General features: G+C 63.3%; 16 protein-coding genes. 4 read left to right on the top strand and 12 right to left on the bottom strand.

Annotated features, from left to right (window positions below; genetic code table 11):
- Positions 1-2 precede the first annotated feature (2 nt).
- Complete coding sequence (locus FQ705_RS18480) at positions 3-2,204, bottom strand: hypothetical protein (RefSeq protein WP_144143471.1); 2,202 nt, start codon at positions 2,202-2,204, stop codon at positions 3-5.
- 539 nt (positions 2,205-2,743) lie between these two features.
- On the opposite strand from FQ705_RS18480, the gene FQ705_RS18475 reads away from it, so the two are divergent.
- The 3 genes from FQ705_RS18475 (at position 2,744) to gmd (ending at position 5,770) form a co-directional block, all read left to right on the top strand.
- On the top strand, positions 2,744-3,832 hold the full coding sequence (locus FQ705_RS18475; protein ID WP_144143470.1) for an acyltransferase family protein: 1,089 nt from the start codon (positions 2,744-2,746) through the stop codon (positions 3,830-3,832).
- Positions 3,829-4,587: an SGNH/GDSL hydrolase family protein gene (locus FQ705_RS18470; RefSeq protein WP_144143469.1), complete on the top strand. Its 759-nt coding sequence runs from the start codon at positions 3,829-3,831 to the stop codon at positions 4,585-4,587. The genes FQ705_RS18475 and FQ705_RS18470 overlap by 4 nt, the downstream gene beginning before the upstream one ends.
- A gap of 139 nt (positions 4,588-4,726) precedes the next feature.
- Positions 4,727-5,770: a GDP-mannose 4,6-dehydratase gene (gmd, locus tag FQ705_RS18465; RefSeq protein WP_144143468.1), complete on the top strand. Its 1,044-nt coding sequence runs from the start codon at positions 4,727-4,729 to the stop codon at positions 5,768-5,770.
- 110 nt (positions 5,771-5,880) lie between these two features.
- Here gmd and FQ705_RS18460 read toward each other — a convergent pair whose 3' ends face one another.
- The 10 genes from FQ705_RS18460 to FQ705_RS18415 form a co-directional block, all read right to left on the bottom strand.
- Positions 5,881-7,047: a glycosyltransferase family 4 protein gene (locus FQ705_RS18460; protein ID WP_144143467.1), complete on the bottom strand. Its 1,167-nt coding sequence runs from the start codon at positions 7,045-7,047 to the stop codon at positions 5,881-5,883.
- A 91-nt stretch (positions 7,048-7,138) separates the two neighbouring features.
- The gene (locus FQ705_RS18455) at positions 7,139-8,368 is read right to left on the bottom strand and encodes a glycosyltransferase family 4 protein (protein WP_144143466.1); all 1,230 of its coding nucleotides are present in this window, start codon (positions 8,366-8,368) and stop codon (positions 7,139-7,141) included.
- On the bottom strand, positions 8,365-9,837 hold the full coding sequence (locus FQ705_RS18450) for a glucose-6-phosphate isomerase (protein ID WP_144143465.1): 1,473 nt from the start codon (positions 9,835-9,837) through the stop codon (positions 8,365-8,367). The genes FQ705_RS18455 and FQ705_RS18450 overlap by 4 nt, the downstream gene beginning before the upstream one ends.
- A gap of 3 nt (positions 9,838-9,840) precedes the next feature.
- Positions 9,841-11,082: a glycosyltransferase gene (locus tag FQ705_RS18445; protein ID WP_260854556.1), complete on the bottom strand. Its 1,242-nt coding sequence runs from the start codon at positions 11,080-11,082 to the stop codon at positions 9,841-9,843.
- Positions 11,083-11,194: 112 nt separating this feature from the next.
- On the bottom strand, positions 11,195-12,127 hold the full coding sequence (locus FQ705_RS18440) for a glycosyltransferase family 2 protein (RefSeq protein WP_144143574.1): 933 nt from the start codon (positions 12,125-12,127) through the stop codon (positions 11,195-11,197).
- A gap of 49 nt (positions 12,128-12,176) precedes the next feature.
- Positions 12,177-14,375, bottom strand: a complete 2,199-nt coding sequence (locus FQ705_RS18435; RefSeq protein ID WP_144143573.1) for a polysaccharide biosynthesis tyrosine autokinase — start codon at positions 14,373-14,375, stop codon at positions 12,177-12,179.
- 121 nt (positions 14,376-14,496) lie between these two features.
- Positions 14,497-15,705 carry a polysaccharide biosynthesis/export family protein gene (locus FQ705_RS18430; RefSeq protein ID WP_409934719.1) on the bottom strand — a complete coding sequence of 403 codons (1,209 nt, stop codon included), beginning with the start codon at positions 15,703-15,705 and terminating at the stop codon, positions 14,497-14,499.
- On the bottom strand, positions 15,705-16,160 hold the full coding sequence (locus FQ705_RS18425; RefSeq protein WP_144143463.1) for a low molecular weight phosphotyrosine protein phosphatase: 456 nt from the start codon (positions 16,158-16,160) through the stop codon (positions 15,705-15,707). Before FQ705_RS18425 ends, FQ705_RS18430 begins: the two co-directional genes overlap by 1 nt.
- Before the next feature lie 29 nt (positions 16,161-16,189).
- Complete coding sequence (locus FQ705_RS18420) at positions 16,190-17,650, bottom strand: UDP-glucose dehydrogenase family protein (RefSeq protein WP_144143462.1); 1,461 nt, start codon at positions 17,648-17,650, stop codon at positions 16,190-16,192.
- A gap of 64 nt (positions 17,651-17,714) precedes the next feature.
- Positions 17,715-19,112 carry an undecaprenyl-phosphate glucose phosphotransferase gene (locus tag FQ705_RS18415; RefSeq protein ID WP_144143461.1) on the bottom strand — a complete coding sequence of 466 codons (1,398 nt, stop codon included), beginning with the start codon at positions 19,110-19,112 and terminating at the stop codon, positions 17,715-17,717.
- A 647-nt stretch (positions 19,113-19,759) separates the two neighbouring features.
- On the opposite strand from FQ705_RS18415, the gene FQ705_RS18410 reads away from it, so the two are divergent.
- The gene (locus tag FQ705_RS18410; protein WP_144143460.1) at positions 19,760-21,310 is read left to right on the top strand and encodes a mannose-1-phosphate guanylyltransferase/mannose-6-phosphate isomerase; all 1,551 of its coding nucleotides are present in this window, start codon (positions 19,760-19,762) and stop codon (positions 21,308-21,310) included.
- A gap of 223 nt (positions 21,311-21,533) precedes the next feature.
- Here the strand turns inward: FQ705_RS18410 and FQ705_RS18405 are convergent, their stop codons facing one another.
- On the bottom strand, positions 21,534-22,766 hold the full coding sequence (locus FQ705_RS18405; protein WP_144143459.1) for a DUF6566 family protein: 1,233 nt from the start codon (positions 22,764-22,766) through the stop codon (positions 21,534-21,536).
- Positions 22,767-23,020: the final 254 nt, after the last annotated feature.

Below are 23,020 nucleotides of genomic sequence, written 5' to 3'. Positions count from 1 at the left end.
TTTCAGGGTTTCCAGCGGTACATCATCACTTTGCCGCGAGCGTCTTCCTCGACGAAGATGAGGTACTCGCCATCGCTGCGCCTGGTGGCGCTGATACCGTTGGGTACATCGACCCAGCCCGACGCGCTGCCCACTTCCGGGCCCGGACGGATCACGCCGAGTTCCTGGCCGCTGTCCTTGTCCCAAACGTGCACCGCGCCGACCGGTTCGACGCCGAACAGGTATTGCCCTTCGACGGTCAAGCCGATGATGGTGGCGATCGGTTTGCTCTGCGTCTGCCACGGCAACGTGATCGAATAGCGCTGCACGGGATGGCCGCTCGACCATTTGTCGTAGCGCACCAGCACGCGCCCCACCTCCTTCCAGAAGCTGCGATCGGACGGCGTTTCCGGCGTGTAGCCGGTGACGTACATCGTGTCGGTGTCCGGTTCGTAGATCGCGCGATGCAGTTCCGTGAACGGTTGCGGCACGGGGTACTGCGTCATGCTGGAATACGCGTAGACCGGATTGCCCTTTGCATCGAGCCCGCCGAAACGGAAGCGGTAGATGCCCTTGTTATCGCGTGTGCGCCAGATGTCGCCGGCGGTGTCGACCCACCAGCCCCACCCGCCCGCGAGCTTCGTGCCGCTCGTGTTGAGGGTGAACTCGCCGGTGTCGAACTTGCCGTCGCCGTTCGTATCGCGCCAGATCCAGTCGCCGCCCGGCGGCGCGTTCGGCACCTTCGCGACCGCGCGCTCACGTCCCGCGATGAAGCCCGAGGGGATCGCGGTTTCGCCGTCGTGCTGCGCATCGAAGCGATAGATCTTCAGATGATCCGCGTACATGTCCGTCAGATAAAGGAACGTGTGGCCCTTCAGTCTGCGGGCGATCGGCAGGCCGGGATACTGATCGGTGTGGAAGACGGGGTCGTCCGGGTATTTGAAACGGTTCGACAAAAAACCCACGTATTTCCAGTCTTGACCCGCAGGTTTCGACAGATCGAGTTCGAAGCGCTTGTTGCCGGTGTAGACGCTATCCGGGCGTGCCGGATCGATCCATGCGCCGTCGACGAACAACAGCCCTTGCACCTGCCAGTTCTGCTTGCCGTCCGGCGCATAGCTTTCGAGCGTCGCGCCGAGGCCCGCGCCGATCGGCTCGTAACGTGGACCGATGCCGTTGGTCGACACAACCACGTTGCCGCGTGCATCCACGCCGACGCCGGTGAGTCCGTTGAAGCGCTGCGGCCCCGGCTTGCCCGCGACGCCGCTGAAGATACCGCCGCGCTCGCCAAGCGAGCCCGACTCCGCATAGCCGCCGTTTTTCTTGCTGAAGTACCGCACCTGCTGACGCGGCCCGTTATCGGCGATCAGAATGCGGCTTTGCGCATCGACCGCGATATCGACCGCGACGCAATCCGCCGGCAAATCGAACTTCTCGTCGATGCGCTTGCCCGCGAGCGTGTAATGCTCGACATGTGGCGCGCGATCGCTGCGCGTGCCGCTCAGCACCCACAGCGTGCCGTCGGGCGCAAGCGCAATGCGACCAGGTTCGTGCACGGTCCACGTGCTCTTCTGCTGCATCGACTCGGCGTCGACCACCTCGATGCGGTCCCGCGCGGTATTGGCCGCGTACAACGTCGTCTCGTTCGCCGCGAGTCCGCCGATTTCGGCGCTCGTGCCGGTGGGCACTTCGTTCATCATCAGGAAGCCGGCTGCCAGCTGCGCGTGCGGATCGGCAGTTTTCGCGGCCGGCTGGAACGGTGCGGCGAGCTTCGGATTGGCGATCTGCCGACGCGAAATGCCGAACCACTGCTTGCCCTTCTCCGGCCACACGCCCGCCTCGACGAGATGGCCTTTTTCATTGCCGACGCCGATCGCCACGAACGCATACTTTCGATTGATCGCGATTGCGTTGCCGCCGCTATTGCCCCATCCGTGCGTGCCGCCCGCGAAACCCAGCATCTTGCCGTTCTGATAAACGCTGGCCTCGGCGCCGCTTTCGTCCCATGGCGCGTTCGTATAGACCTTGCCGTTAGGCGCCACCGCAATCGCGGTGATATTGATCTGAGTCCACGTGCCGTCGGCGAATCCGAAGGTATTGCCGATCCACGAGTTTTTCGCGTTCAACGCCGTTTCCGCGTGCGCCGGCAGACTGACCCATCCCGAAGTCAGCCCGGCGGCGCACGCAAATACGGTTAGCCAGCTTTTGAACGTGAAACGGGACAAGGGCATTTCCTCCGGTCAACGGCGCGTCCGGGCATCGGCCCGGGCGGCCACGCAAATTCAGTGAAGTGACGGTACGCGCCGCAAGAGGCCGCGCAGGGACGCGCGATCGATTCGTGCGGAACGACAGGCGGGCGCGCAGCCGTAACAGAGCGGCCCACGCGCGGTCCTTGGCCACCCAATCCGCACGGCTTACATTACGCGGAAAAAACACCGCAACGAAAATCGAAAATAATTCAAAAATATTCGATGCTTTAAGCGGCGTGAAAGAAATCCATTTTTAAATCGATTAACCCTCAATGCAACGCGACGCGTGCGCGCGGCGGCCAATTGACACGCATCCTTACCGATATGGCCGCGTTGGGCTGCACTTATTACGCACTGCACCATCACCGCGACATAAGCATAAAAATCCATTGCGAATGCATAACGAAACACCCTGTTGCAATCTGATTCATTTATCCAATTCATTCCCGTTTTTTCACGATTTTCTTTTCCCTAGAATCGATTGCACTTCCGCAGCTTCACACCATGGACGGTTCATGACTGCCAGCGCATCGCCCCTAGCGCCTTCCCATTCCCGCCGCATCGTGCAGCTCGACGGCTTGCGCGCTATCGCCGTGCTCGCGGTGTTTGCCCAGCACGCATTGAAAGCGCCGCTGTGGATGGGCGTCGATCTGTTTTTTGTTTTGAGCGGCTTTCTGATTACCGGCATCCTGCTGGAGCGCAAGGCGCGCCAACAGTCCTACTTCGGTTACTTCTATGCACGCCGGGCGCGCCGCATTCTGCCGCCCTATGTGCTGCTGATGGTGGTGTCGTCGATGCTGTTCGGTCTTGGTTGGGCGCAGCACTGGGAGTGGTACGCGTTCTTCGCCACCAATATCGGCGACGCGCTCAACCAGAGCGGCCACGACAGTCTGAATGTGCTGTGGTCGCTGGCGGTCGAAGAGCAGTTTTATATTTTCTGGCCGTTCGTGATCCTGCTGCTGCCCGAGCGGGTGCTCGGCTACGTCGCGGCGGCGTTGATCGTGCTGGTGCCCGTGCTGCGCGCGGTGGCCACGCCCTGGTTCGATACGTTCTGGCCGATCTATTACCTCACCCCGTTCCGCATGGATCTGCTTGCGGCGGGCGCGTTGCTGGCCGTTGCCGTCCGACGGGACCGCAATGCGCTCGAGCCGTTCAAAGGCCTTGCCGTACTCGGATTTTTTGCGGCGCTCGCCATACTGGCGTGGCTGCATCTGCATTACCCGCGGTTTCGCGCGGCGAATACGCCGCTGTCGAACGCCGGTCTCTACAGCGTTTCGTTGCTGCTTTGTACGTCAGTCGTGGTCATCGCCTTGCAGAGCAAGGGCATCGTCAAACGACTGCTGTGCAATCCCGTGCTGGTCTATATCGGCACCATCAGCTACACGGTCTATCTGATTCACCTGAGCGTGCTGTACATGCTGTGGCCGCTGCATCTGAACCGCTATCTGACTGCCGCGCTCGCGCTGGCGATCACCCTCGCCTATGCCAGCTTCACGTGGTTCGCGTTCGAGAAGCGATTGATTTTCGGTTCCGCAGGCAAGGCGCATGCATCGGGCGGCGCCGGTGCCGCCGGCGGTGCGCGCGTGCCGCAAAGCCGCGCATGAAAGGACGCGGATCGCGCGCCGCGCACGCGTTGGCGGCAGTGCGAAAAATCGGCGCAGTGGCTTCGATGGCGCTCGTCACGCACGCCGGCCACGCCCTCGCCGCACAAGGCCCGCAAAAGCAGGTGTTGATCGAAGCGTATGGCGACTCCACGACGCTCGGCATCACCTGCAGCGACGGACACTGCGGGCCGCAGGCGCAAAACGCCGTGGCGTTCCTGCAAGACGCTTTGCAGGCGCACCACGCGGGGCAGGTCCAGGTCACGAATTACGGCGTGGGCGGCACGATGGCAACGCAACTGCGCGACGGCACGGGTAACCGCCGCGCCGGCCCGACTGCCGGCCTGCCCTGGCAAGAGCGTCTGGCGACCTCGAGCGCGCAGATCGTGCTGATCAATTACGGCATCAACGAAGTCATGCATAACCAGACGCCCGAGCAGTTCTACGACGCTGAAACGACGCTCGTGAAGACCGCCCGTTCGCTTGGCAAGGAGCCGGTTCTGCAGACTTCGAATCCGATGCCGGACAACCGGCTCAACGCACGGCTCGCCGCGATGGTCGCGATGACGCGCCGCGTGGCGACCGAGCAGCAGGTGCCGCTGGTCGACCAGTTTGCGTACATCAGCAGTCTGCCGGACTGGAAGACGCAGATGTCGGACGGTGCGCATCCGAGGCCAGCGCTTTACCGGCTGAAGGCGCAACAGGATTTTCTGGTCGTCGACCCGCTGGTGCGGCGACTGCTGGACGGCACGCCCTGAAGCGCTTTTTCAAGTGCGCTTGATTCAGTGCGTTTGAGCAGGCGCCTTCTGAAATGCGCTTTCCGAGTGTGCCGATGAAATGCGCCTACCCGGCGCGACTGCTTCTTCTTTTTTCTTTTACCAATATCGAAGGCAAGCTATGAGCCAACCACGCAAAGCGATCATCACCGGCGTATCCGGACAGGACGGCGCCTACCTGACCAAGCTCCTGCTCGACAAGGGCTACCAGGTGACCGGCACTTACCGGCGCACGAGTTCGGTCAATTTCTGGCGTATCCGTGAGCTCGGCGTGCTCGATCATCCGAATCTGCGTCTGGTCGAACACGACCTGACCGACCTCGGCTCGACGCTGCGCCTGCTCGAAGGCGCGCAGGCCGACGAGTTGTATAACCTTGCCGCGCAAAGCTTCGTGGGCGTCTCGTTCGATCAGCCCGTCACCACCGCTGAAGTGACCGGCATCGGCGCGTTGAATCTGCTCGAAGGCATCCGCATTCTGAACCCGAAGACACGCTTCTACCAGGCGTCGACGTCGGAAATGTTCGGCCTCGTGCAAGCGGTACCGCAGCGCGAGGACACGCCGTTCTATCCGCGCAGCCCGTATGGTGTAGCCAAACTGTTCGCGCACTGGTCGACCATCAATTACCGCGAGTCGTATGGTCTCTTTGCGAGCAGCGGGATTCTGTTCAATCACGAATCGCCGCTGCGCGGCCGTGAATTCGTGACGCGCAAGATCACCGACACGGTCGCCAAGATCAAGCTCGGCAAACAGGACGTGCTGGAACTCGGCAACCTCAGCGCCAAGCGCGACTGGGGCTTCGCGCTCGAATACGTGGAAGGCATGTGGCGCATGCTGCAGGCCAATGAGCCGGATACGTTCGTGCTCGCCACCGGCCGCACCGAGACCGTGCGCGACTTCGTGCGCATGGCGTTCGCGGCAGCGGGCTATCAACTCGAATGGTCGGGCAAGGAAGAGCGCGAAACCGGTATCGATGTCGCCACGGGCAAGACACTGGTGCGCGTGAATCCGAAGTTCTATCGTCCGGCGGAAGTGGATCTGTTGATTGGTTGCGCGGACAAGGCGCATGAGAAGCTGGGCTGGAAGCCGGAAACCACGCTGGAACAGTTGTGCCACATGATGGTTCACGCGGATCTGGGGCGTAACGAGCATCACGAGACGTTCTGAGTCGTAGCGGCTGCCAGTCAGCCGCTCGCCCTGTCTGCGGTGCAAAAAAATGCGAGGCCTGATCTTTACGATTCAGGCCTCGTGTCTTTTACGACGTCAGATAGCGTTCCTCAGTGCAACCCACCCGCCGCAATCGCCTCGCCATACACCGAGGCCACCCGCTTCGCGATCACCGCATTATCGAAGTGCTCACGCGCATAGCGTCGGCAAGCCTCTGAGTCCGGCAACTTCAACGTGCCGTTCAACGCCCCCGCGAGCCCTTCCGCGATTGCCTTCGCGCCCGTCTCCGGCAGCACCAGATTCGGCGACAAACCCGCCACCGCTTCCGGCAAACCGCCCACCGGCGTCACCAGCACCGGCGTGCCCGACGCAAGCGACTCGACCGTGATCAGGCCGAAGCCCTCCAGCGCCACCGTCGGCACCACGCTGATATTCGCCGCGCGATACAAGGCCGCGAGATGCCGATCGGGCACGAAACCCAGCAGCTTCACATTGTCTTGCAGGCCCGCCTCGTTGATGCGCGTCTGCAACTCGCCCTCAAGCCGCCCTTTGCCCGCGATCAGCAGCAGCACATCCGGCGTGCGGCTCTTGAGCAGTTTCACCGCATCGATCAGATCTTCGAGGCCCATGCGGCGCACGAGGCGTCGCACCGCCAGCACGATCGGGCGGTCTTGCGGCAGTTGCAGCTTCAGACGCGCTTCGGCCGGCGTGATCGGCAGATTGAATTGCTCGACATCCACACAACCGGGCACCACACGCACCCGGTCCGGCGCGATCCGGTAGCGCGACGTCAGAATCTTGCCGAACGCCTCGGACAACACGATCAGCCGCGACGAGCGCGCATAGACCGATTGCTCCAGATAACGCTTGGCGCGTTGGCCGAGCGAATCGGCGCCTTCTACGTGGCTCTCGTCGGCCCACGGCCCCTGAAAATGCGAGACCTGCGGAATGCCGCGCGTCACGTCGAGACCCGGAAACGTATAGAGCGCGAAGTGCGATGAAATCACGTCAGGGCGCGAAGTGCTGATTTCCTGGCGCAACGCGCGACGTGCCGCCATCAGCCGCAGCGGCAGAGACTGCGCGGCCGAACCAAAGCCATTGATGGCGCCGCCGGTGTCCTGCGCAACTTTGGCTGAACCGGCCACCACGCCGCGCACCGCGACGCCCGCGCCCGGCAGCGCGCCGACCAGCGAGTAGTACATGCGGTCGAGGCCGCCCGCGCGCTCGGGAAACCAGTGCATCCCGATCTGCAGCGATTTGATTGAACTCGTCGTCATGATTGTTACCCCTGTGCGTTCTGAGAGTTGTGTTGGTCAAGCCATGAAATAAACGATTGCCTCAGCGTGTCCAGCACGCGTGCCGGCACCGTCATTCCACGCTCTTCTGTCCAGCCAGCGAATTCAGCGTGAGCGCGTCGGTCTTCGCCACCGCGGCCGCTTCCGCTTCACTGCGTCGGAGATTCTTCTGCTGCCCGGCGAGTTGCCGATACAGCGCGATGTATTGCTCCGCCATGCGCGCCCAGCCAAAGCCGGTGGCCAGTTCGTTTGCGGCGACACCCATGGCGCGGCGCACCTCGTGGTTGTCGGCAAGACGCGCCACGGCACGTGCCAGCGCCATCGGATCATCCGGATCGTCGAGCACGATGCCGCATTCCGGCGTGATGATTTCCGCGCCGCCCGCCGTGCGCGCCGTGACCACCGGCAAGCCCGCCGCCATCGCTTCGAGCAGCGACAGGCTCATCGCCTCGTAACGCGACGGAAACACGAAGGCGTCGACCGAATGCATCAGCACCGGCATTTCCTTCACGAGCCCGAGAAAATGCACGCGATGCGCGATGCCCAGCGCCTTCGCCTGCTCCGGATACGGACTGCCCGGCAGATAACCGGCCACCGCGATCTGCACGTGATCGGGCAGATGCTTGAGCGCGGCGAGCACGGTGCCGAGGTTCTTGCGCGGCGTGCGCAGATCGCCGACGAACAGCAACAGGAACGCGTCCTTCGGCAAACCGAATTTCTCGCGATCGCCGGTCGCGGCCGCGAAGCCCTGCGTATCGACGCCGTTATAGATCACATCGACGCGGTTATCGGGCGTGAGACCGATCGCGCGGATTTCGTCGGCGACCTTCTGCGACACGGCGGTGATGACCTTCGAGCGTCGATAGGCCCAGCGTTCGAGCAACGCGTTACACCGCGTATAAACCGACTGATACGCCGACCACACGCCCTTGGTCAGCCCGAACGGATAGTACTTGCTGCCGAACCAGCCGCTGTGCACGAAGTGCGAGGTGTTGACGTCGGCGGGCATCCACGTGATGAAGCCGTTCACGTGCAGCACGTCGTATTCGCGGCGATGCGCGCGCAGCCACATCGCGCTCTTGAAGGCGAACACCTGCTGACGCAGCAGATTGGTCGGCCACCAGCGGCCGATTTTTACCGGCGCCCAGCGGACGTTCGGATGGTTGAGCAACTCCGGCGCAACATGCGAGGCCACCAGCGTGACGCCGATGTTCTCGTCGAGTGCGGCGCGCGCGATCTCGTGGTTGACGCGCCCCTGGCCGTCGTTATGACGCACCACGTGGGTGACAATGGCGACTCTCAATCAGTGCCTCCGTGAAGAAATAGCGTGCGTCTGCGGTTTATTTTTTCGTAATGCGCCGCGGAAAGAATCGAGAAAACACCCATGAAAAGCAGCAGTCCGCCGGTGCCCACCAGCGAATTGGTGAACACCAGCATCGCGAAGGTGGCGAGGCTCAGGCTCAGACTCGCGGAGACGAACTTGTCGTTGCGCAGCTTGAACGAGGCAAGCACCGCGCGCACCACCAGCCAGATGATTCCGGACATGTACAGCAGCGTGCCGGGCCAGCCGAGCACGAACGGAATGTTCATCACGCCGCTGTCGAAGTTACCGTACTGGCCGAGCTGGCCGCCGTCGTTCGAGAGCTTGGTGGAGGTGCCGGTGGCGCCCATGCCTTCGCCGGAAACGTCGGTAAAGGCGGTTTTCGCGAAGGTCGCGTAGAACTCGTTACGCGCGGCGTAGCTCTGGTCGTCGTTCAGGTTGACGATGGTCGTCAGACGCGCCTGCATCCGCTCGGCAACCGGGCCGACCGCCAGCAGCGGCACGCACAGTCCCGCCAGCAACACGGCACTCGCGACGATGCGCACGCGCACCTTGTTGTTCGACTTGACGAGCTGGATCAGCAAGGCGATGACCCAGCCGCCCCAGGTGGACCGCACGAGGCTCAGCGCGAACGCAAAGAAGCCCAGCGCTGCGGCGATCCAGCGTACGCGGTGGGTGGCGGCCATCACGTAGACCATCGCGCCCATCATCGCGAACGCGAACGGGCCCGACGAGTTCATCGTGCTGAAGACGCGCACGCCCATCGGCACGGGGTCGCCCTGCGAGTTCATCTGCGAGCCGAGCATCCACAGCGCGTCCCACTGCGGCATGATGAAGAACTGGACGAGGCCATAGCCGCCCATCACCAGCATGCCCCAGATGAACGTGTTGATGATGGTGTCCCGATACTGCGGATACTGGCGCGTGTTCGCCATGATGTGAAAGCCGATCAGGATCGGATAGAGCCAGTTCGCGAGGTCGTAGGTGGCCGCCAGCGGGCCGCTCGACATCACGCCGATCAGGAACGCGTAGCTCAGGCCGAGCAGGATCAGCAGCACCGGCAGGCCGCGCCGTTGCGCCAGCAGCTTGTAGTAACGCAGCAGCGACAGCGCGCTGATCATCGTGACCGCGAGCGGCGCGACCTGAATCAGACTGGTCGGCGTGAATGCGCCCTTCGACCAGTCGGCCAGACGCCGCACTTCCGGGCTCAGGAACCACAGCCACCACATGAAGCCGATGTAGCGCGCCGGACTCTTGAAGTAGAGCCACAGTCCGGTCATGACCGCGAGCACCGGGAACGCGAGCGTGAGCACCGTGCCTTGATGCGCGATGATCAACACCGCCGTGATCAGCCATAGCAGGGCCGGCGGCAGCCACTCCTGCGGGCCGCCGGACAGCACACGCCCGACGCCCTTCGCGTCAGCCGCGCCGGTTTGTGTGATGGTCGACATCGTTTAGAGACCTCCGCGTGATTCACGCGTGGTGGAATGGTGGCCCGGCGCTTGTGCCCTCGCCTGCGCCTGAGGTTGCGCTTGCGGTTGGGCGCGCTTCGGCGCCGCGCCCGCCGCCTTCGTCTCCACCACCGCAGCGGCGCTGCGTCCGCGCGACGAGGCCGCGCGCGCGCGCAGCATCTCCTGCGTGATCCGCACATGCTGCATCGCGTAGTGCCGGGTGGTCAGATCGCGCGACAGCAGACCCGCCGCCGCCGCTTGAGCCTGACGCAATGCGTCCAGCGGCGAGGCGGCCAGTTGATCGACGGCTTCGCGCAAAGCCTGCGGGTTGAACGGCGGAATATAGAACGCTTCGCCGGCCGGGAAATAATCCTGCAATGCGCCGACGTTGGTGACCACCATCGGCTTGCCGACGGCGGCCGCTTCGAGCATCACGGTAATGCCCGAGGCGTGCGAATTCGGCCGCAACGGCACGACGATCACGTCGGCCCAGTCGTACAGTTCATGTTGCTTCCTGATGCCGGAGAACAGCGCGATCTCGACGTTCGGCGCACGCAGCGAGGCGGGAATCCGGCGCCGCGTCGCAAGCTTTACCGTATAGCGCTCGTCCTTGCCGAAGGCCTTGATGAGCGTCTCCCAGTCGCGATCGCGATCGTTGCCGATGGCGGCGATGCGGATCGGCGTATGCGGCGCCCATGTCGAAGGCGACTCGATCGGGAAGTCCTGGGTGTTCAGGCCGTACAGCAACGGCTTCGCGTCGCGATCGAAATAACGTTGGCACAGCGCGGCGTTCTCGCTCGCGAGCGTGGTGAGCTGATCGGCACGCGTCATCAGCTTGCGATACAGCCAGCTGCGCAAGATGCCGTAGGAAGGCCATTTATCGAGCAGCCACACGCTTTGCGCGAGCAGCAAGGGGCTGCCCTCGGCGCCCGCCTTGCTGCCGCTCAGCAGCAGCATGAGGGCCGCCGACAGCCATTCCTGTTCGGTGTGCGTCCAGATCACGTCCGAGCGCAGCATCTCGGCGCGATTGCGCCACGTATGGATGAAATCGAAACCCAGCGCCGCCTTCAAGGCGCGCCGCGCCAGCCGCGCGAATTTACCTTCGCGGGCGTCCTGCGAATAGGTCAGCGCGAACGCGTCGGATTCGGCGTGGTGATAGCCGTACAGACAACCGATGTCGTCGCCCGGTCGATAGAAGCGCGGGTCGGCGCCGTAAAACAGATGAACGTGAACTTTCGTACTCATGCAGACACTCCGCTCTGCCGGTGGAAAGGGGCATCGGCCGCCCTGAGGCAATCGCTCAGGTTGACCCTCGTAAGGGCCACGCGCCGATGCGCGAACGTGCAGGACGTGGGGCTCACGCAGCGCGCGACAGCGCGCGGCGCGCTTCATGAGCGCCCGTGCGCACCGCGCGCCAGCGCGTCAGCTTCAGGCCGGCCTGCTTCGAGACCAGCGCGAGCGCCGCATGCGTGAGACCCGGATAGAGCCGCGTGCCGACCAGCGTCCACCACCACCACGCGGTTTCGCGGCGTAGCGGCGGCAACTGGTCGCGCAGGATCAGATGGAAATTGAAGGCGGCGTTGCGCAGCGCGGCCATGGTCTGCGCGTCGCGCCGGTCGTCGTCGAAACGTTCGGCGGGGAAGTGATCGACGGCCACGCGCGGGTCGTACATCAGCTTCCAGCCCGCGTTTTTTACTGCGAGGCTGAACGCCATGTCGTTATGAACCTGCGCGCCCGCGCCGCGCAGCCGCGCATCGAAACGGATCGTGCGCACGGCGTCGCGCCGGTAGCTCATGTTGGCGCCCTTCAGGATGTCGACCTGACGCGCGCCACCCACCCCCAGATGATGGTTGCCGATGATCTTGCCGTGCGCCGTGACCTTGCCGACCAGCGGCCGCTCGCCATCCAGCACGCGGCCTTTTTCGTGGACCCAGTCGCGTCCGCCGAGCGCGCCGAGGCGCGCATCGGCTTCGAAGGCGGCCGCGATGCGCTCGACCCAGTCGACGTGCGGCGCGGCGTCGTCGTCGGTGATCGCGATCACGTCGCCGTTGGCCGCGTCCAGCCCGCGATTGAGGGCCGCCACCTGGCCGGGCACCTCGACCAGCGCCACCGACAGCGGCAGCGTGCCCGGCACGGCCGGGTCACGCAGACAGGCGTGGGTAGCTTCGTCGTCGGCGCGGGCCACCACCACCACTTCGTCCGGCGCGCGCGACTGCCGTTGCAGCGCCGCGAGGCAGCGCACCAGGTCGGCCGGGCGGCGGTAAGTCGGAACCAGTACCGTCACTTTCATCGTGATGTCCTTTTTTGTCGTCATTGCGCGGGGCTCGAATGCACCGGGCTCAGGTGCTCAGATATTCCTGAACGGCCGCATAGCCACGGTCGTAGCCGCCGCGCGAGCGCGCCGGCATGCCGTTGAAAATGCCGCCCTGCACGTGCACGCCAGCCGCGCGCAGACGCTTGAGCGCATCGCCGATCTCGCCTTCGCTGTGCACGCCCGAGCGCATCACGAAGAAAGTCGAGCCGGCGTACGCGCCGATAATCGATGCGTCGGTCACGGCCAGCACCGGCGGCGTGTCGATCAGGATCACGTCGTAGCGCTTGGCAAGACCGTCGAGGTATTGCGGCAGACGCGGCGACATCAGCAGCTCCGACGGATTGGGCGGACGGCGGCCACACGAGATGAAGCTCAGGCCATCCACCTGCGAACTGCGGATCGCTTCCTCGAGCGAAATCTGGCCGCTCAGCAACTCCGACAGACCGTTGTCCTGCGCGCCGCCCAGATAGCGTTCGAGCACGCCGCGGCGCATATCGCCGTCGATCATCAGCACGCGCTTGCCGGAATTCGCGAGCAGCACGGCCAGGTTGACCGTCAGGAAGCTTTTGCCGACGCCGGCCATCGGGCCCGTCAGCATGACGATGCGGTTGCGCGCATCCATCATCGTGAACTGCATCGAGGTGCGCAGGCTGCGCAGACTCTCCACGGTCACGTCCTTCGGACGCGCATTCGCGAGCACCGAGCGCAGACGCTCGCCGCCTCGCTGGAAGCCGTTTTCGAGCAACGCCTGTTCGGCACTCATCGGCACGAGGCCGAACACCGGCAGATGAAACGCGCGCTCGATGTGGTCCGGATCGTCGATACCCTTGAACATATTGCGGCGCAGGAACACGAAACCGGTGCCCGCGATCAGGCCGAGAATCACCGCCGCCGACAGGATCAGCATCTTCTTCGGCTTGACCGGCGCACCCGGGCGCATCGCTTCGTCGACGATATGCACGTTGCCGCCCGTGCCGGCCTTCTGCACCGACAACTCCTGCACGCGGTTGAGCAGCAGCACGTAGATGTCTTCGGCCACCTTTGCGTCACGTTGCAGCTGCACCGCCTTCACTTCGGTGGCCGGCAGATCGCGGAAACGGTCGGCGTACTTGGTGCGTTGCGCTTCCAGTTCGGCCATCTGTTGACGCGCGGCCACCAGCATCGGATGGTCGTCGCCGTAACGCTCGGAAAGCTGGGTCATCTGCAGACGCAAGCCGGCGATCTGCTGCTCGTATTGCACGCTGCCTTCGAGGTACACCTTGGCTTCGTCGCTCGCGTTGATCGAGCCGGACGAACGCTGATAGGCGGTCAAGGCGGCTTCGGCACGCTCGAGATCGGCTTTCAGGCGCGGCTCTTCGCTCTGCAGGAAGTCGAGCATCTTGATCGCGTCGGCCTGCTTGTTCGACACGTGCTGACGCACATACGACTGCGCGAGCGCATTGGCGACCAGTGCGGCGTGCTCGGGGCTCTTGTCTTCCAGCGAGATCTGGATCACGCCGGTCTGCTTGCCCTGCTCCTGCACCGTGATGGCCGACTGGAACGCCGTGATGGCGTCGAGGTCGTTGGCGCGCATCACCGTGAACTCTTCACCCGGACGCGCCACCAGCTTGCTGACCAGCATCGTCACGCCACCGCCCTGCGCCTGCTGCCCGACCTGGCCGCGCAGCAGCAGCGCGCCGTTCGACGCATAGAGCTCGTAGTGCGTGTCGTCAGCCACCTTCATGGTGAGCTTCTGGCCTTCCAGCGCGGGCACCACGTCGATCGCATCGACGTCGGCCTCTTCGCCGCCCCACGCATACGCGGACAGACCCAGCCACGGACGTGCCGGTTGACCCGGCGTGGCCATGCGCGCGGCGATGCTGCCGAGCAGCGGAATGGTCTTCGGCGTGACGCTGAAATTCAGCTTCAGCTGTTGCACGACCGGGCCGACCACGCCGCGGCTCTTGATGATTTCGATCTCGGCGTCGGTCGGCAGCGAGGTCGAGCCGGTGGTGATGGCCGCACCGGTTTGCGTCTGCGTCAGCGCCTGCGAGGTGTTGTCGGACTGTTCGACCCGCACGTGCGCATCGGCCGAATAGATCGGCTTGGCAAGGAAACAGTACGCGCCGGCGATCCCGATGATCACCGCGGCGATGGCGAGCAGCCACCAGATGTCGTCGATGATCACCTGGATAAGTTGTCCGAGGACGACGTCCTCTTCTTCGGTCTTGATCGGACCAGCCATGTGTGGCGAAATTTGATTGCTCACGATTCGATCCCGTATCGGTTGCGGCGGCATTTGGCTTCGGTCTCGCGCCACACCCCTTGCGGGCGGTGTGGCGCGAGCCTGTCGAGGGCTCAGACGTTTAACGCGTCAATTGCTTCAGGTAGAACAACGTCTGCACGCTCGGCAGAACCTGCTGCAGCACACGGTTGAAGGTGGTCGAAGCAGCGGTGCCCACGTACACGACATCCAGCGGCTGCAGCTGGAATTGCGCGGACAGCATGATCGCGTCCGGCTGCGTCATATCGAGGCGGTACACGTCCGGCGTGGTCGGGTGGTCCTTCATGCCGCGCATCACGAAGATCTGACGCGGATTGGCGTCCGTGTCGAGAATGCCGCCCGCTTGCGTCAGCGCGTCGGCGATCGTCATGCGGCCGCGCACGATCGGCACCTGGATCGGTGTCTTCACTTCACCCATCACGAAGATGCGGCTATCGGTGCGGTCCGGCACGTTGATCACGTCGCCGTTCTGCAGCATCACGTTCTGCGTGGTGTCGCCCTGATCGAGCATGCGATCGGCGTCGAGCACGTAGAGTTTGTTGTGGCGGGTGAGGCGCACGCGCTGAATATCGGCGTCGGAATTCGTGCCGCCCGAGCGCGTGATCGCGTCGACCAGCGTGAGCGGGACGTCGCTGACCGCGAGCGGTCCTGGCGTCTTCACTTCGCCCGTCACCTGCACTTTCTGGCCGCGATACGACAGCACGCGCACGTCGACCTGCGGGTTGCGGATATAGCGCACGAGGCCGCTGCTCAACTGCTCGCGCAGTTCGCCTACCGTCTTGCCGGCAGCGTGGATGCGGCCGACAAACGGGAAAAAGATCGTGCCGTCGGCGGCAATCGTCTGGCCGTATGGATCGGCCTGGCCCGGCAACGCTGCCGTGTACGGCTGCTGCATCGCGCCGCCGACCGACTGCGTGGTGTTGCCGCCCGCCGAGAGCGTGCTGCCCTGCGGCGTGGTCAATTCGGGGTGATCCCACACGGTGATGCCGAGGATGTCCTGCGGGGCGAGGTGGTACACGTACTGCGACGGATCGCTCAAAGTCGAGGTCGGCAGCACCTGGGTCTTCGCGGCGGCGGCTTGCGCCTGCGCGGTCACGACGCTTGCATCGATCAGGTGGACAGGATAGGTCTCGGCGGGTTGGCTGTCGTGCCGGCCGTCGTCTTTCAGACGGGAGGTGTCGAGGTAATTACCCGGTGCGGTGGCACAGGCCGACAGAAAGGACGTCAGCAAAAGCGTGGCGGCGAACTTCGATTTGACGTTCGCGAATGAGTTTGCAGTGGTTTTTTTCATCAGCATATTTTTTTCAGCCATCCCATGACCAGATGTTCGATGAGCACGAGACTCTCCCTATAAGCAGCTTCGGCACCGCCGTGCGGATCGGCGACGTCGGAGTCGTCTTCCCACTTGCCGAGCGGGTAGACCTTGCCGCGCGCGGCCGGATCGAGCGCTTCGACGGCGCCGATCTGGGCGCGTTCGCTGACCAGCACCAGATCGGCCGAGCGCACCAGTTGCCGGTCGAGGCGCCGCGAGTAATGGATGCCGGAGGCGACGCCGCGCTCGGCGAGCAGGCGTCGCATGACCGGGTCCATGCCGTGGCCGTTGATGGCCCGGATGCCCGCCGAATGAAACGCGATCGGCGCCGCCGACGCACGCGACACCGCGCGCTGCCGGAACTTGAACAGCATTTCGGCGGCAGGCGAACGACACACGTTGGCGTGGCAGACGATCAGAACATTGGCGAACATGGCGGGCTCCGTGGCGAGGCGCGTGGGGCTCAGGCGAGCTGGCGGCCGGCGGCGTGCGCCGGCTCCAGTGCGTCTGCGTGCGCCAGCGGCAAACCGTTCGCACCGACCTTGGACGGTGCGATGCGCAGCGCGTGCTGACGGCCGATCGCGTGGTACTCGATACCGAGTTCGAGCAGCGCGTCCGGTTCGTACAGGTTGCGGCCGTCGAAAATCAGCGGTGTTTTGAGCATGCGCTTGAGCGCGCCGAAGTCCGGGCTCTTGAAAACTTTCCATTCGGTGAGGATCACCAGGGCGTCGGCGCCCTCGGCCGCCTCCATCTCTTCCTTCACGAACTCGAGGCGCGCGTGCTGTTGCGGCACGTCCTTCAGATCGAGCGCGAACACGCGCTTCGATTCGTCGATCGCGACCGGATCGTAGGCCTTCACGCGCGCGCCGCGACGCAGCAGTTCGGCGATCAGCGGACGGCTCGGCGCTTCGCGCATGTCGTCGGTATTCGGCTTGAACGCGAGGCCCCAGACGCCGAAAGTGCGATCCGACAGGTCTTCACCCAGCCGCGCGACGATCTTCTGCGCCAGCACCTGTTTCTGCGTGTCGTTGACCGCTTCCACCGCTTCGAGAATGCGCAGATTCGCCTTGTGGTCGGCGGCGGTACGGATCAGCGCCTGCACGTCCTTCGGGAAGCACGAGCCGCCGTAGCCGCAACCGGCATACAGGAAGTCGTAGCCGATACGCGGATCGGAGCCGATGCCACGCCGCACCGCTTCGATGTCCGCACCGACGCGGTCCGCCAGATTCGCGAGTTCGTTCATGTACGAGATGCGCGTGGCGAGCATCGCGTTGGCGGCGTACTTGGTGAATTCGGCCGAGCGCACGTCCATGTACAGCGTGCGTTCGCGATTGCGGTTGAACGGCGCGTAGAGACGCTTCATCATCTCGCGTGCTTTTTCGCCCGGCACGTCTTCATCGCAACCGAGCACGATGCGATCGGGACGCGTGAAATCTTCCACTGCCGCGCCCTCTTTCAGGAATTCCGGATTCGAGACCACCGAGTACATGTGGCCCAGATTGCGTTCAGCGAGTTCCGCTGCGATCACGTCGCGCACGCGCGATGCCGTGCCGACCGGCACCGTCGATTTGTCGACGATCACCTTGAAGCCCGTCATATGCCGGCCGATATTGCGCGCGGCGGCCAGCACGTATTGCAGGTCGGCGGAGCCGTCTTCGTCGGAGGGCGTGCCCACCGCGATGAACTGGATGTCGCCGTGCGCGACGGCCGCTTCGACGTCGGTCGAGAACGTCAGGCGGCCGGCCTTGCGATTGCGCGCGATGACTTCCTGCAGACCCGGTTCATGGATCGGCACGCCGCCGTTGTTCAGCACGTCGATCTTGCGCTGATCGACGTCGAGACAGAACACATCGTGGCCGATGTCGGCCAGACATGCGCCCGTCACGAGGCCTACGTAGCCACTACCGATGATCGTCAGGTTCATGTATTACACCTCGCAAAATGGTTGATTCAGGAGTGCCGTCACGCGCTTCTTGCGTGACGCGGGCTCAGTAAGCGTTGCTGCCGGCAAAGCCCTTCCACAGCGTCAGCACGACGATCTTGATGTCGAGCCAGAAGGTCCAGTGCTGCATGTAGTACAGATCGAGCTTGACGCGGCCCATCATCTTTTCGATGCGGTCGGTTTCGCCGCGATAGCCGTTGATCTGCGCCCATCCGGTGATGCCCGGCTTGATCCGGTAACGGTGCATGTAGCCCTTCACCAGATCCTTGTAGATGTCGTCGTGTTCGAGCGCGTGCGGGCGCGGACCGACCACCGACATTTCGCCGCGCAACACGTTGATGAATTGCGGCAGTTCGTCGAGGCTGGTGCGGCGCAGGAACGCGCCGACCGCGGTGATGCGCGGATCGCGCCGCGTGGCCTGGGTGATCTTGCCGTGCTCTTCCTTGTGCAGCTTCATCGAGCGGAATTTGTAGATCTCGAACTGATTGCCGTCGATACCCTTGCGCTTCTGGCGGAAGAACACCGGGCCTGGCGAGCTCAGCTTCACCATCAGCGCGATCACGATCATCACGGGCGCGAGCGCGGTCAGCGCGGCGAGTGCGAACAGCCGGTCGAACACGCGCTTGGGCAGCACGCGCAGATCGGTGATCGGCGAGGCGGCCAGGTTGATCGCGGGCACGCCGAGCAGATCGACCATCGGCTGATTGAAAAGCGTGAGGCTGCGCACGTCCGGAATGAAACGGATATTCACGAAGTCGTTCTTCAGGTCCATCACGAAGCGATGGATCGCCTTTTCCTTCGAGATCGGCAGCGCGAGCCACAGTTCGCGAATGCCGCGATTGCGCACCAGTTGCAACATGCGCTGATAGTCGCGTTCGACGGGTACGCCGTCGATCGTGTCGTTGACGTCGGGGTCTTCGTACGGATTGATGGTGCCGTTCTCGTCGAACACCACGATCGGGCTGAAGCCGGCTTCCGGGCGAGCGCGCATCTGTTCGATCAGAAAGCGCCCATAGCGCGCGTCGCCGACGACCGCCACTGCGCGCTGATTGAAGCCTTCCCGACGCAGGCCGCGCAGAATCGAATAGACGATCACCTTGGTGACGATCAGCAGCACGATCGTGGCGACGGCCCAGTAGACGAGCCACAGACGCGACAGACTATCCGAGCGGTGCAGGCTGAAGCTGATCAGCACGCCGGTGACTTCCACCAGTACCCAGCCGCCCGCAACGCGGCTCAGCATGTCGTAGAGCGGCTTGCCGCGCCACGACTGGTAGATGCCCAGCGCCGGGAAAAACACCACGACCAACAGGCAGTCGAACGCGAGCGAGACGCTTTGGATGTCGTCCAGCCACACGAATTTCCCGCTGTGCACGGCCGCCGCAATGGCGGCGCCGAGCGCGACCATGGCGATGTCGATGATTCTCGATAGAACGCTCAGCATGCGCTGCCCCTCAGTTCGTCAGTCAAGTGCCATCCGTTGGTTGGTTAATTGCGTCACGCATTTCGATCCGGCGGCGGGACGCACAACGCCGGAACCGCGTCAGGCCAATCGATGCGCGACGCGAAATGATTTGAACCGGTGCTAATTGCCCTGCCATTTCCCTTTCCTGAATTTGCCTGACCGGCCGGATCGGAAAACCTGAGTCGAAATGAGTGAATACCCTTGTACAGGTATAGATAAAGCGATATTAAAATTCCCACTGCAAGACCGCAAAATATCTCAAATTGTATCGGTCAATGTTTCGGCATTTTTTCTGAATTTTGTTCGGCAATTGTTACCGGATTGAGTGCCTGACGGGCGCCCTGCGCACCCATCTGTAAGCCTTGTCGGCTCGACCTGGGCGTTTGCCTACGAAACTTACGTAGCGCTTGTCCGATTCATTCTGCCGCATAGACCGCTGTAAAAAAATGGTCCGTGATTTTTTTCGGGTAATTTTTCTTTTTAAAAATTCAGGCGGACATTTTTTCTTCATGGAAGCGGATATTTTTATTATGCGCTTTTAGATAGTTTCTATTTAACGCGCTTTTATTGATTCCGAACTTCATGATAAAACTCGACGCATTCACCCCAGCCTCGAGGAGTCCATCATGACAGCTCCGGTTACGGCAACGCCCGCCGACACCCGGTCCACGCAAGCTACGCCCCTGAACGTCAAGCTCAAGGTTCATCCCGTGATTCTGGCGGGCGGCTCCGGTACACGGCTATGGCCGATGTCGCGCGAGCATCATCCGAAGCAGCTCATCGGACTGCTCGGCGAAGATTCGCTACTGCAATCCACCACGCGCCGGCTCGATGGACTCGAAGCCGGTTATCCGCTCACCGAGCAGCTTGTCGTGGTGGCCAACGAAGAACAGCGCTTCACCACCGCCGAGCAACTGCGCACGAGCGGCAAGCCGACTCGCCTGATTCTCGAACCCACCGGACGCGACACGGCGCCGGCGCTCACGGCCGCGGCCCTGTCGATCGCCGCGCAGGACGAAGACGGCATCATGGCCGTGATGCCCGCCGATCACGCGGTCACCGACGTCGAGGGTTTTCACGCGGCAGTGGCGGCGGGCGTACAGCACGCCGCGGCCGGCCATATCGTCACGATGGGTATCGTGCCGACACGCGCGGAAACCGGCTACGGCTACATCCGGATTGGCGCAGCCGTTGGCATGCCTAACGATGCGCAAGGCGACACTGCAAGCAGCGGCAAGATCGGCGCGCATAAGCTCGATCGATTCGTCGAAAAACCGCATCTGGAATTGGCACAGCGTTATATCGAATCGCGCGAATACTGGTGGAACAGCGGGATTTTCATCATGCGCGCTTCGACCTGGATCAAGGCGATCCGCCACTTCCAGCCGGCCATTTATGAAGCCTGCCAGGCCGCGGTCGCGGGCGGCAAGGCGGACGGCGATTTCTTCCGTCTACAGCGCGACGCCTTCAGCGCCTCGCCGTCGAACTCGATCGACTACGCGGTGATGGAGCAACTCGGCAACGATCAAACGGCGGCGTCGGGCGTGGTCGTTCCTTTGCAGGCCGGTTGGTCGGACGTGGGTTCGTGGGACGCGATCTGGGACATCTCGGAGAAAGACGCCGATCAGAACGTGGGCCGCGGTCGCGTGATGTTCGAGGGTTCATCGTCGACCTTCGCGCATTCCGAAGGACGCCTGATTGCCTGCGTGGGCACCCAGGATCTCGTGGTGGTGGAAACGGCGGATGCCATTCTGGTCGCCGACAAATCGCGCGTGCAGGACGTCAAGAAGATCGTCGGACGGCTGCGCAGCGACGGCGGACTCGAAGCGGCCAACCATCGCAAGGTGCATCGGCCGTGGGGCAACTACGATTCCGTCGACACCGGCGAGCGCTTCCAGGTCAAACGTATCGTCGTCAAACCGGGTGCGCGGCTTTCGCTGCAGATGCATCATCACCGCGCGGAACACTGGATCGTCGTGCGCGGCACGGCACTCGTCACGCGCGGTGAAGAACGCTTCATCGTCTCCGAAAACGAGTCGGCTTATATTCCGCTGGGCGTCACGCACCGGCTTGAAAACCCGGGCAAGATGCCGCTCGAAATGATCGAGGTGCAGTCCGGCTCGTATCTCGGCGAAGACGACATCGTGCGTTTTGACGACACCTACGGGCGTCAGTAATCAGCCGACCCCAGGCTGGCCCGTCGACGAACGGCGCCAGCCTGGAGGTAAGCCAGGCGCGTAGTCGACCATACCCGACGTCAAAACCAGAACGTTGAAACCGAAGGTAGAACAGAAGGTGAGAATGAAGCGGGAACCTGCGGCGGTTGCTCCTACCGGCCGCGGGGTGCTGCTGTTTTTTTGACCGCTGTTCTGATTGCCATGCGACTACCCAGCTACAGCCCTACCCCACGTGAGAGATGAGTTCCGGATACGACGGAAACCGATCTGACGTACTGCTCTCAGTCGTGCCTGTTGACGCGGCCGCCGGTTCAGCGGGATAGCGCCGCAACGGACCGCGAAACGCACTGAGCGGACCCGGCAACGGCGCACCGTGATGCACGGCCACCGGCTCCGGCACATGACGCAAGCTCGGTAACGGACGCGCCACCGCATGAGTGGCCGGCACGGGCGTCACCGGCACTGGCGTGCTGGCTTGTGCCGATGCATGCGGTGAAACATGCGTCGGGACATGAGCCGACGCAGCGGCTGCAAGGGTCTCGCATTCACGGTCGATCCACTGCCGCGCCCATTCGAACGCATAGTGTTCCGCTTCATCCGCATCCGCAAAACGCGGGCCGACGAGACCGGAACGCTCGACGCGTCTACCGTCTTTCAAGATCTCCGCCCACGCGCGATACATGGCGTTGGGCACCCGCTCGGCCGCGACGAAGATTGCATAGCCGCGAGCGTCGTCGATCTGCGTGCCGCGTGGCGCGAGACTCATCGACAGCGGATTGCGCTGATCGTCGAATGCCGGTGTGGCGCGTGCCGATTCAATCGCCGAGGTCAAGCCGCTCATCGCGGCGTTGACCGCACCCGCCTCATGCATGCCGGCCATGCTACCCAGATCGGCACGCATGACTGAGCGCCCCGCGGCTGCCAGTGGCAAGGCGGACCGGGTAGGCGAACGCGACACGGGTTGCATGGGCGCGTGACCGGACAGCTGACGCGTGATGTCGGCAATCGGATCGGCTGAACGCCACTGACTCAAGCTGTTCGACACGCCCGGCGCTTGCCACGATTCCGGGCTCCGCCAGGTCACACCACGCAGACTTTCCTCGCGCACGCTCGGCGCTTGCGCGACTGGCGTGACGGGTTTGGCCACGGTGGGCGGCGCCGGTTGCGGAATGTACGCAAAGGCGCGCCCGGTTTGCGACAACAGCCGAACCATCTCGAGCAACGTGCCGTTCAATTGCCATTCTTCAAAACGGCGCCGGCAAGTGGGTCCTGACGGATAGCGGCCGGGCAGCTTCGACCACGGCTCGCCAGTTGTCAGAATCCACAGAACGGCATTCGCCACAATGCGTGGTTCGGCGCGGGGCCGGCCGCGTCGATTTAGACGGACGGCCGGCTCATCAGAGACAAGCGCTGCCAGCAGCGCCCATTCGTCATTGCTTAGCTCATCGAAAAACATTGGGTTTTCTCCACGCAGCCTGGCCCGGCCGCGGCTTTGGACTGCCACGGATTCAACTTTCACGATCCGTGTGCAGCCCGCGGTTGCACAAATTTGTTTTGTACGTTCTGTTGGCTGGTCAATACCGCCCATATTTAGTGCGGTTTGTCCCTATTCCGAAGCACAAAACGTGGTCTCACTCGTGCATGGGAGAATTTGTGCACGAAGCATACCACCACCAGGGTTTGCGTGAATATGGTTGAGACAAGTGTTAC

Origin of the sequence: Paraburkholderia sp. BCC1884 (assembly GCF_900996225.1) — a bacterium.
Taxonomy (GTDB): Bacteria; Pseudomonadota; Gammaproteobacteria; order Burkholderiales; family Burkholderiaceae; genus Paraburkholderia.
Note: the sequence above shows the minus strand (reverse complement) of the source record. Positions and strands in the feature narration are given on the sequence as shown.

Bases quoted from the DNA above. Each gene is read 5' to 3' on its own strand.
- FQ705_RS18475 (WP_144143470.1), top strand. From the start codon at position 2,744: ATGACTGCCAGCGCATCGCCCCTAGCGCCTTCCCATTCCCGCCGCATC.
- FQ705_RS18470 (WP_144143469.1), top strand. From the start codon at position 3,829: ATGAAAGGACGCGGATCGCGCGCCGCGCACGCGTTGGCGGCAGTGCGA.
- gmd (WP_144143468.1), top strand. From the start codon at position 4,727: ATGAGCCAACCACGCAAAGCGATCATCACCGGCGTATCCGGACAGGAC.
- FQ705_RS18460 (WP_144143467.1), bottom strand. From the start codon at position 7,047: ATGACGACGAGTTCAATCAAATCGCTGCAGATCGGGATGCACTGGTTT.
- FQ705_RS18450 (WP_144143465.1), bottom strand. From the start codon at position 9,837: ATGTCGACCATCACACAAACCGGCGCGGCTGACGCGAAGGGCGTCGGG.
- FQ705_RS18445 (WP_260854556.1), bottom strand. From the start codon at position 11,082: ATGAGTACGAAAGTTCACGTTCATCTGTTTTACGGCGCCGACCCGCGC.
- FQ705_RS18440 (WP_144143574.1), bottom strand. From the start codon at position 12,127: ATGAAAGTGACGGTACTGGTTCCGACTTACCGCCGCCCGGCCGACCTG.
- FQ705_RS18435 (WP_144143573.1), bottom strand. From the start codon at position 14,375: ATGGCTGGTCCGATCAAGACCGAAGAAGAGGACGTCGTCCTCGGACAA.
- FQ705_RS18430 (WP_409934719.1), bottom strand. From the start codon at position 15,705: ATGAAAAAAACCACTGCAAACTCATTCGCGAACGTCAAATCGAAGTTC.
- FQ705_RS18425 (WP_144143463.1), bottom strand. From the start codon at position 16,160: ATGTTCGCCAATGTTCTGATCGTCTGCCACGCCAACGTGTGTCGTTCG.
- FQ705_RS18420 (WP_144143462.1), bottom strand. From the start codon at position 17,650: ATGAACCTGACGATCATCGGTAGTGGCTACGTAGGCCTCGTGACGGGC.
- FQ705_RS18415 (WP_144143461.1), bottom strand. From the start codon at position 19,112: ATGCTGAGCGTTCTATCGAGAATCATCGACATCGCCATGGTCGCGCTC.
- FQ705_RS18410 (WP_144143460.1), top strand. From the start codon at position 19,760: ATGACAGCTCCGGTTACGGCAACGCCCGCCGACACCCGGTCCACGCAA.
- FQ705_RS18405 (WP_144143459.1), bottom strand. From the start codon at position 22,766: ATGTTTTTCGATGAGCTAAGCAATGACGAATGGGCGCTGCTGGCAGCG.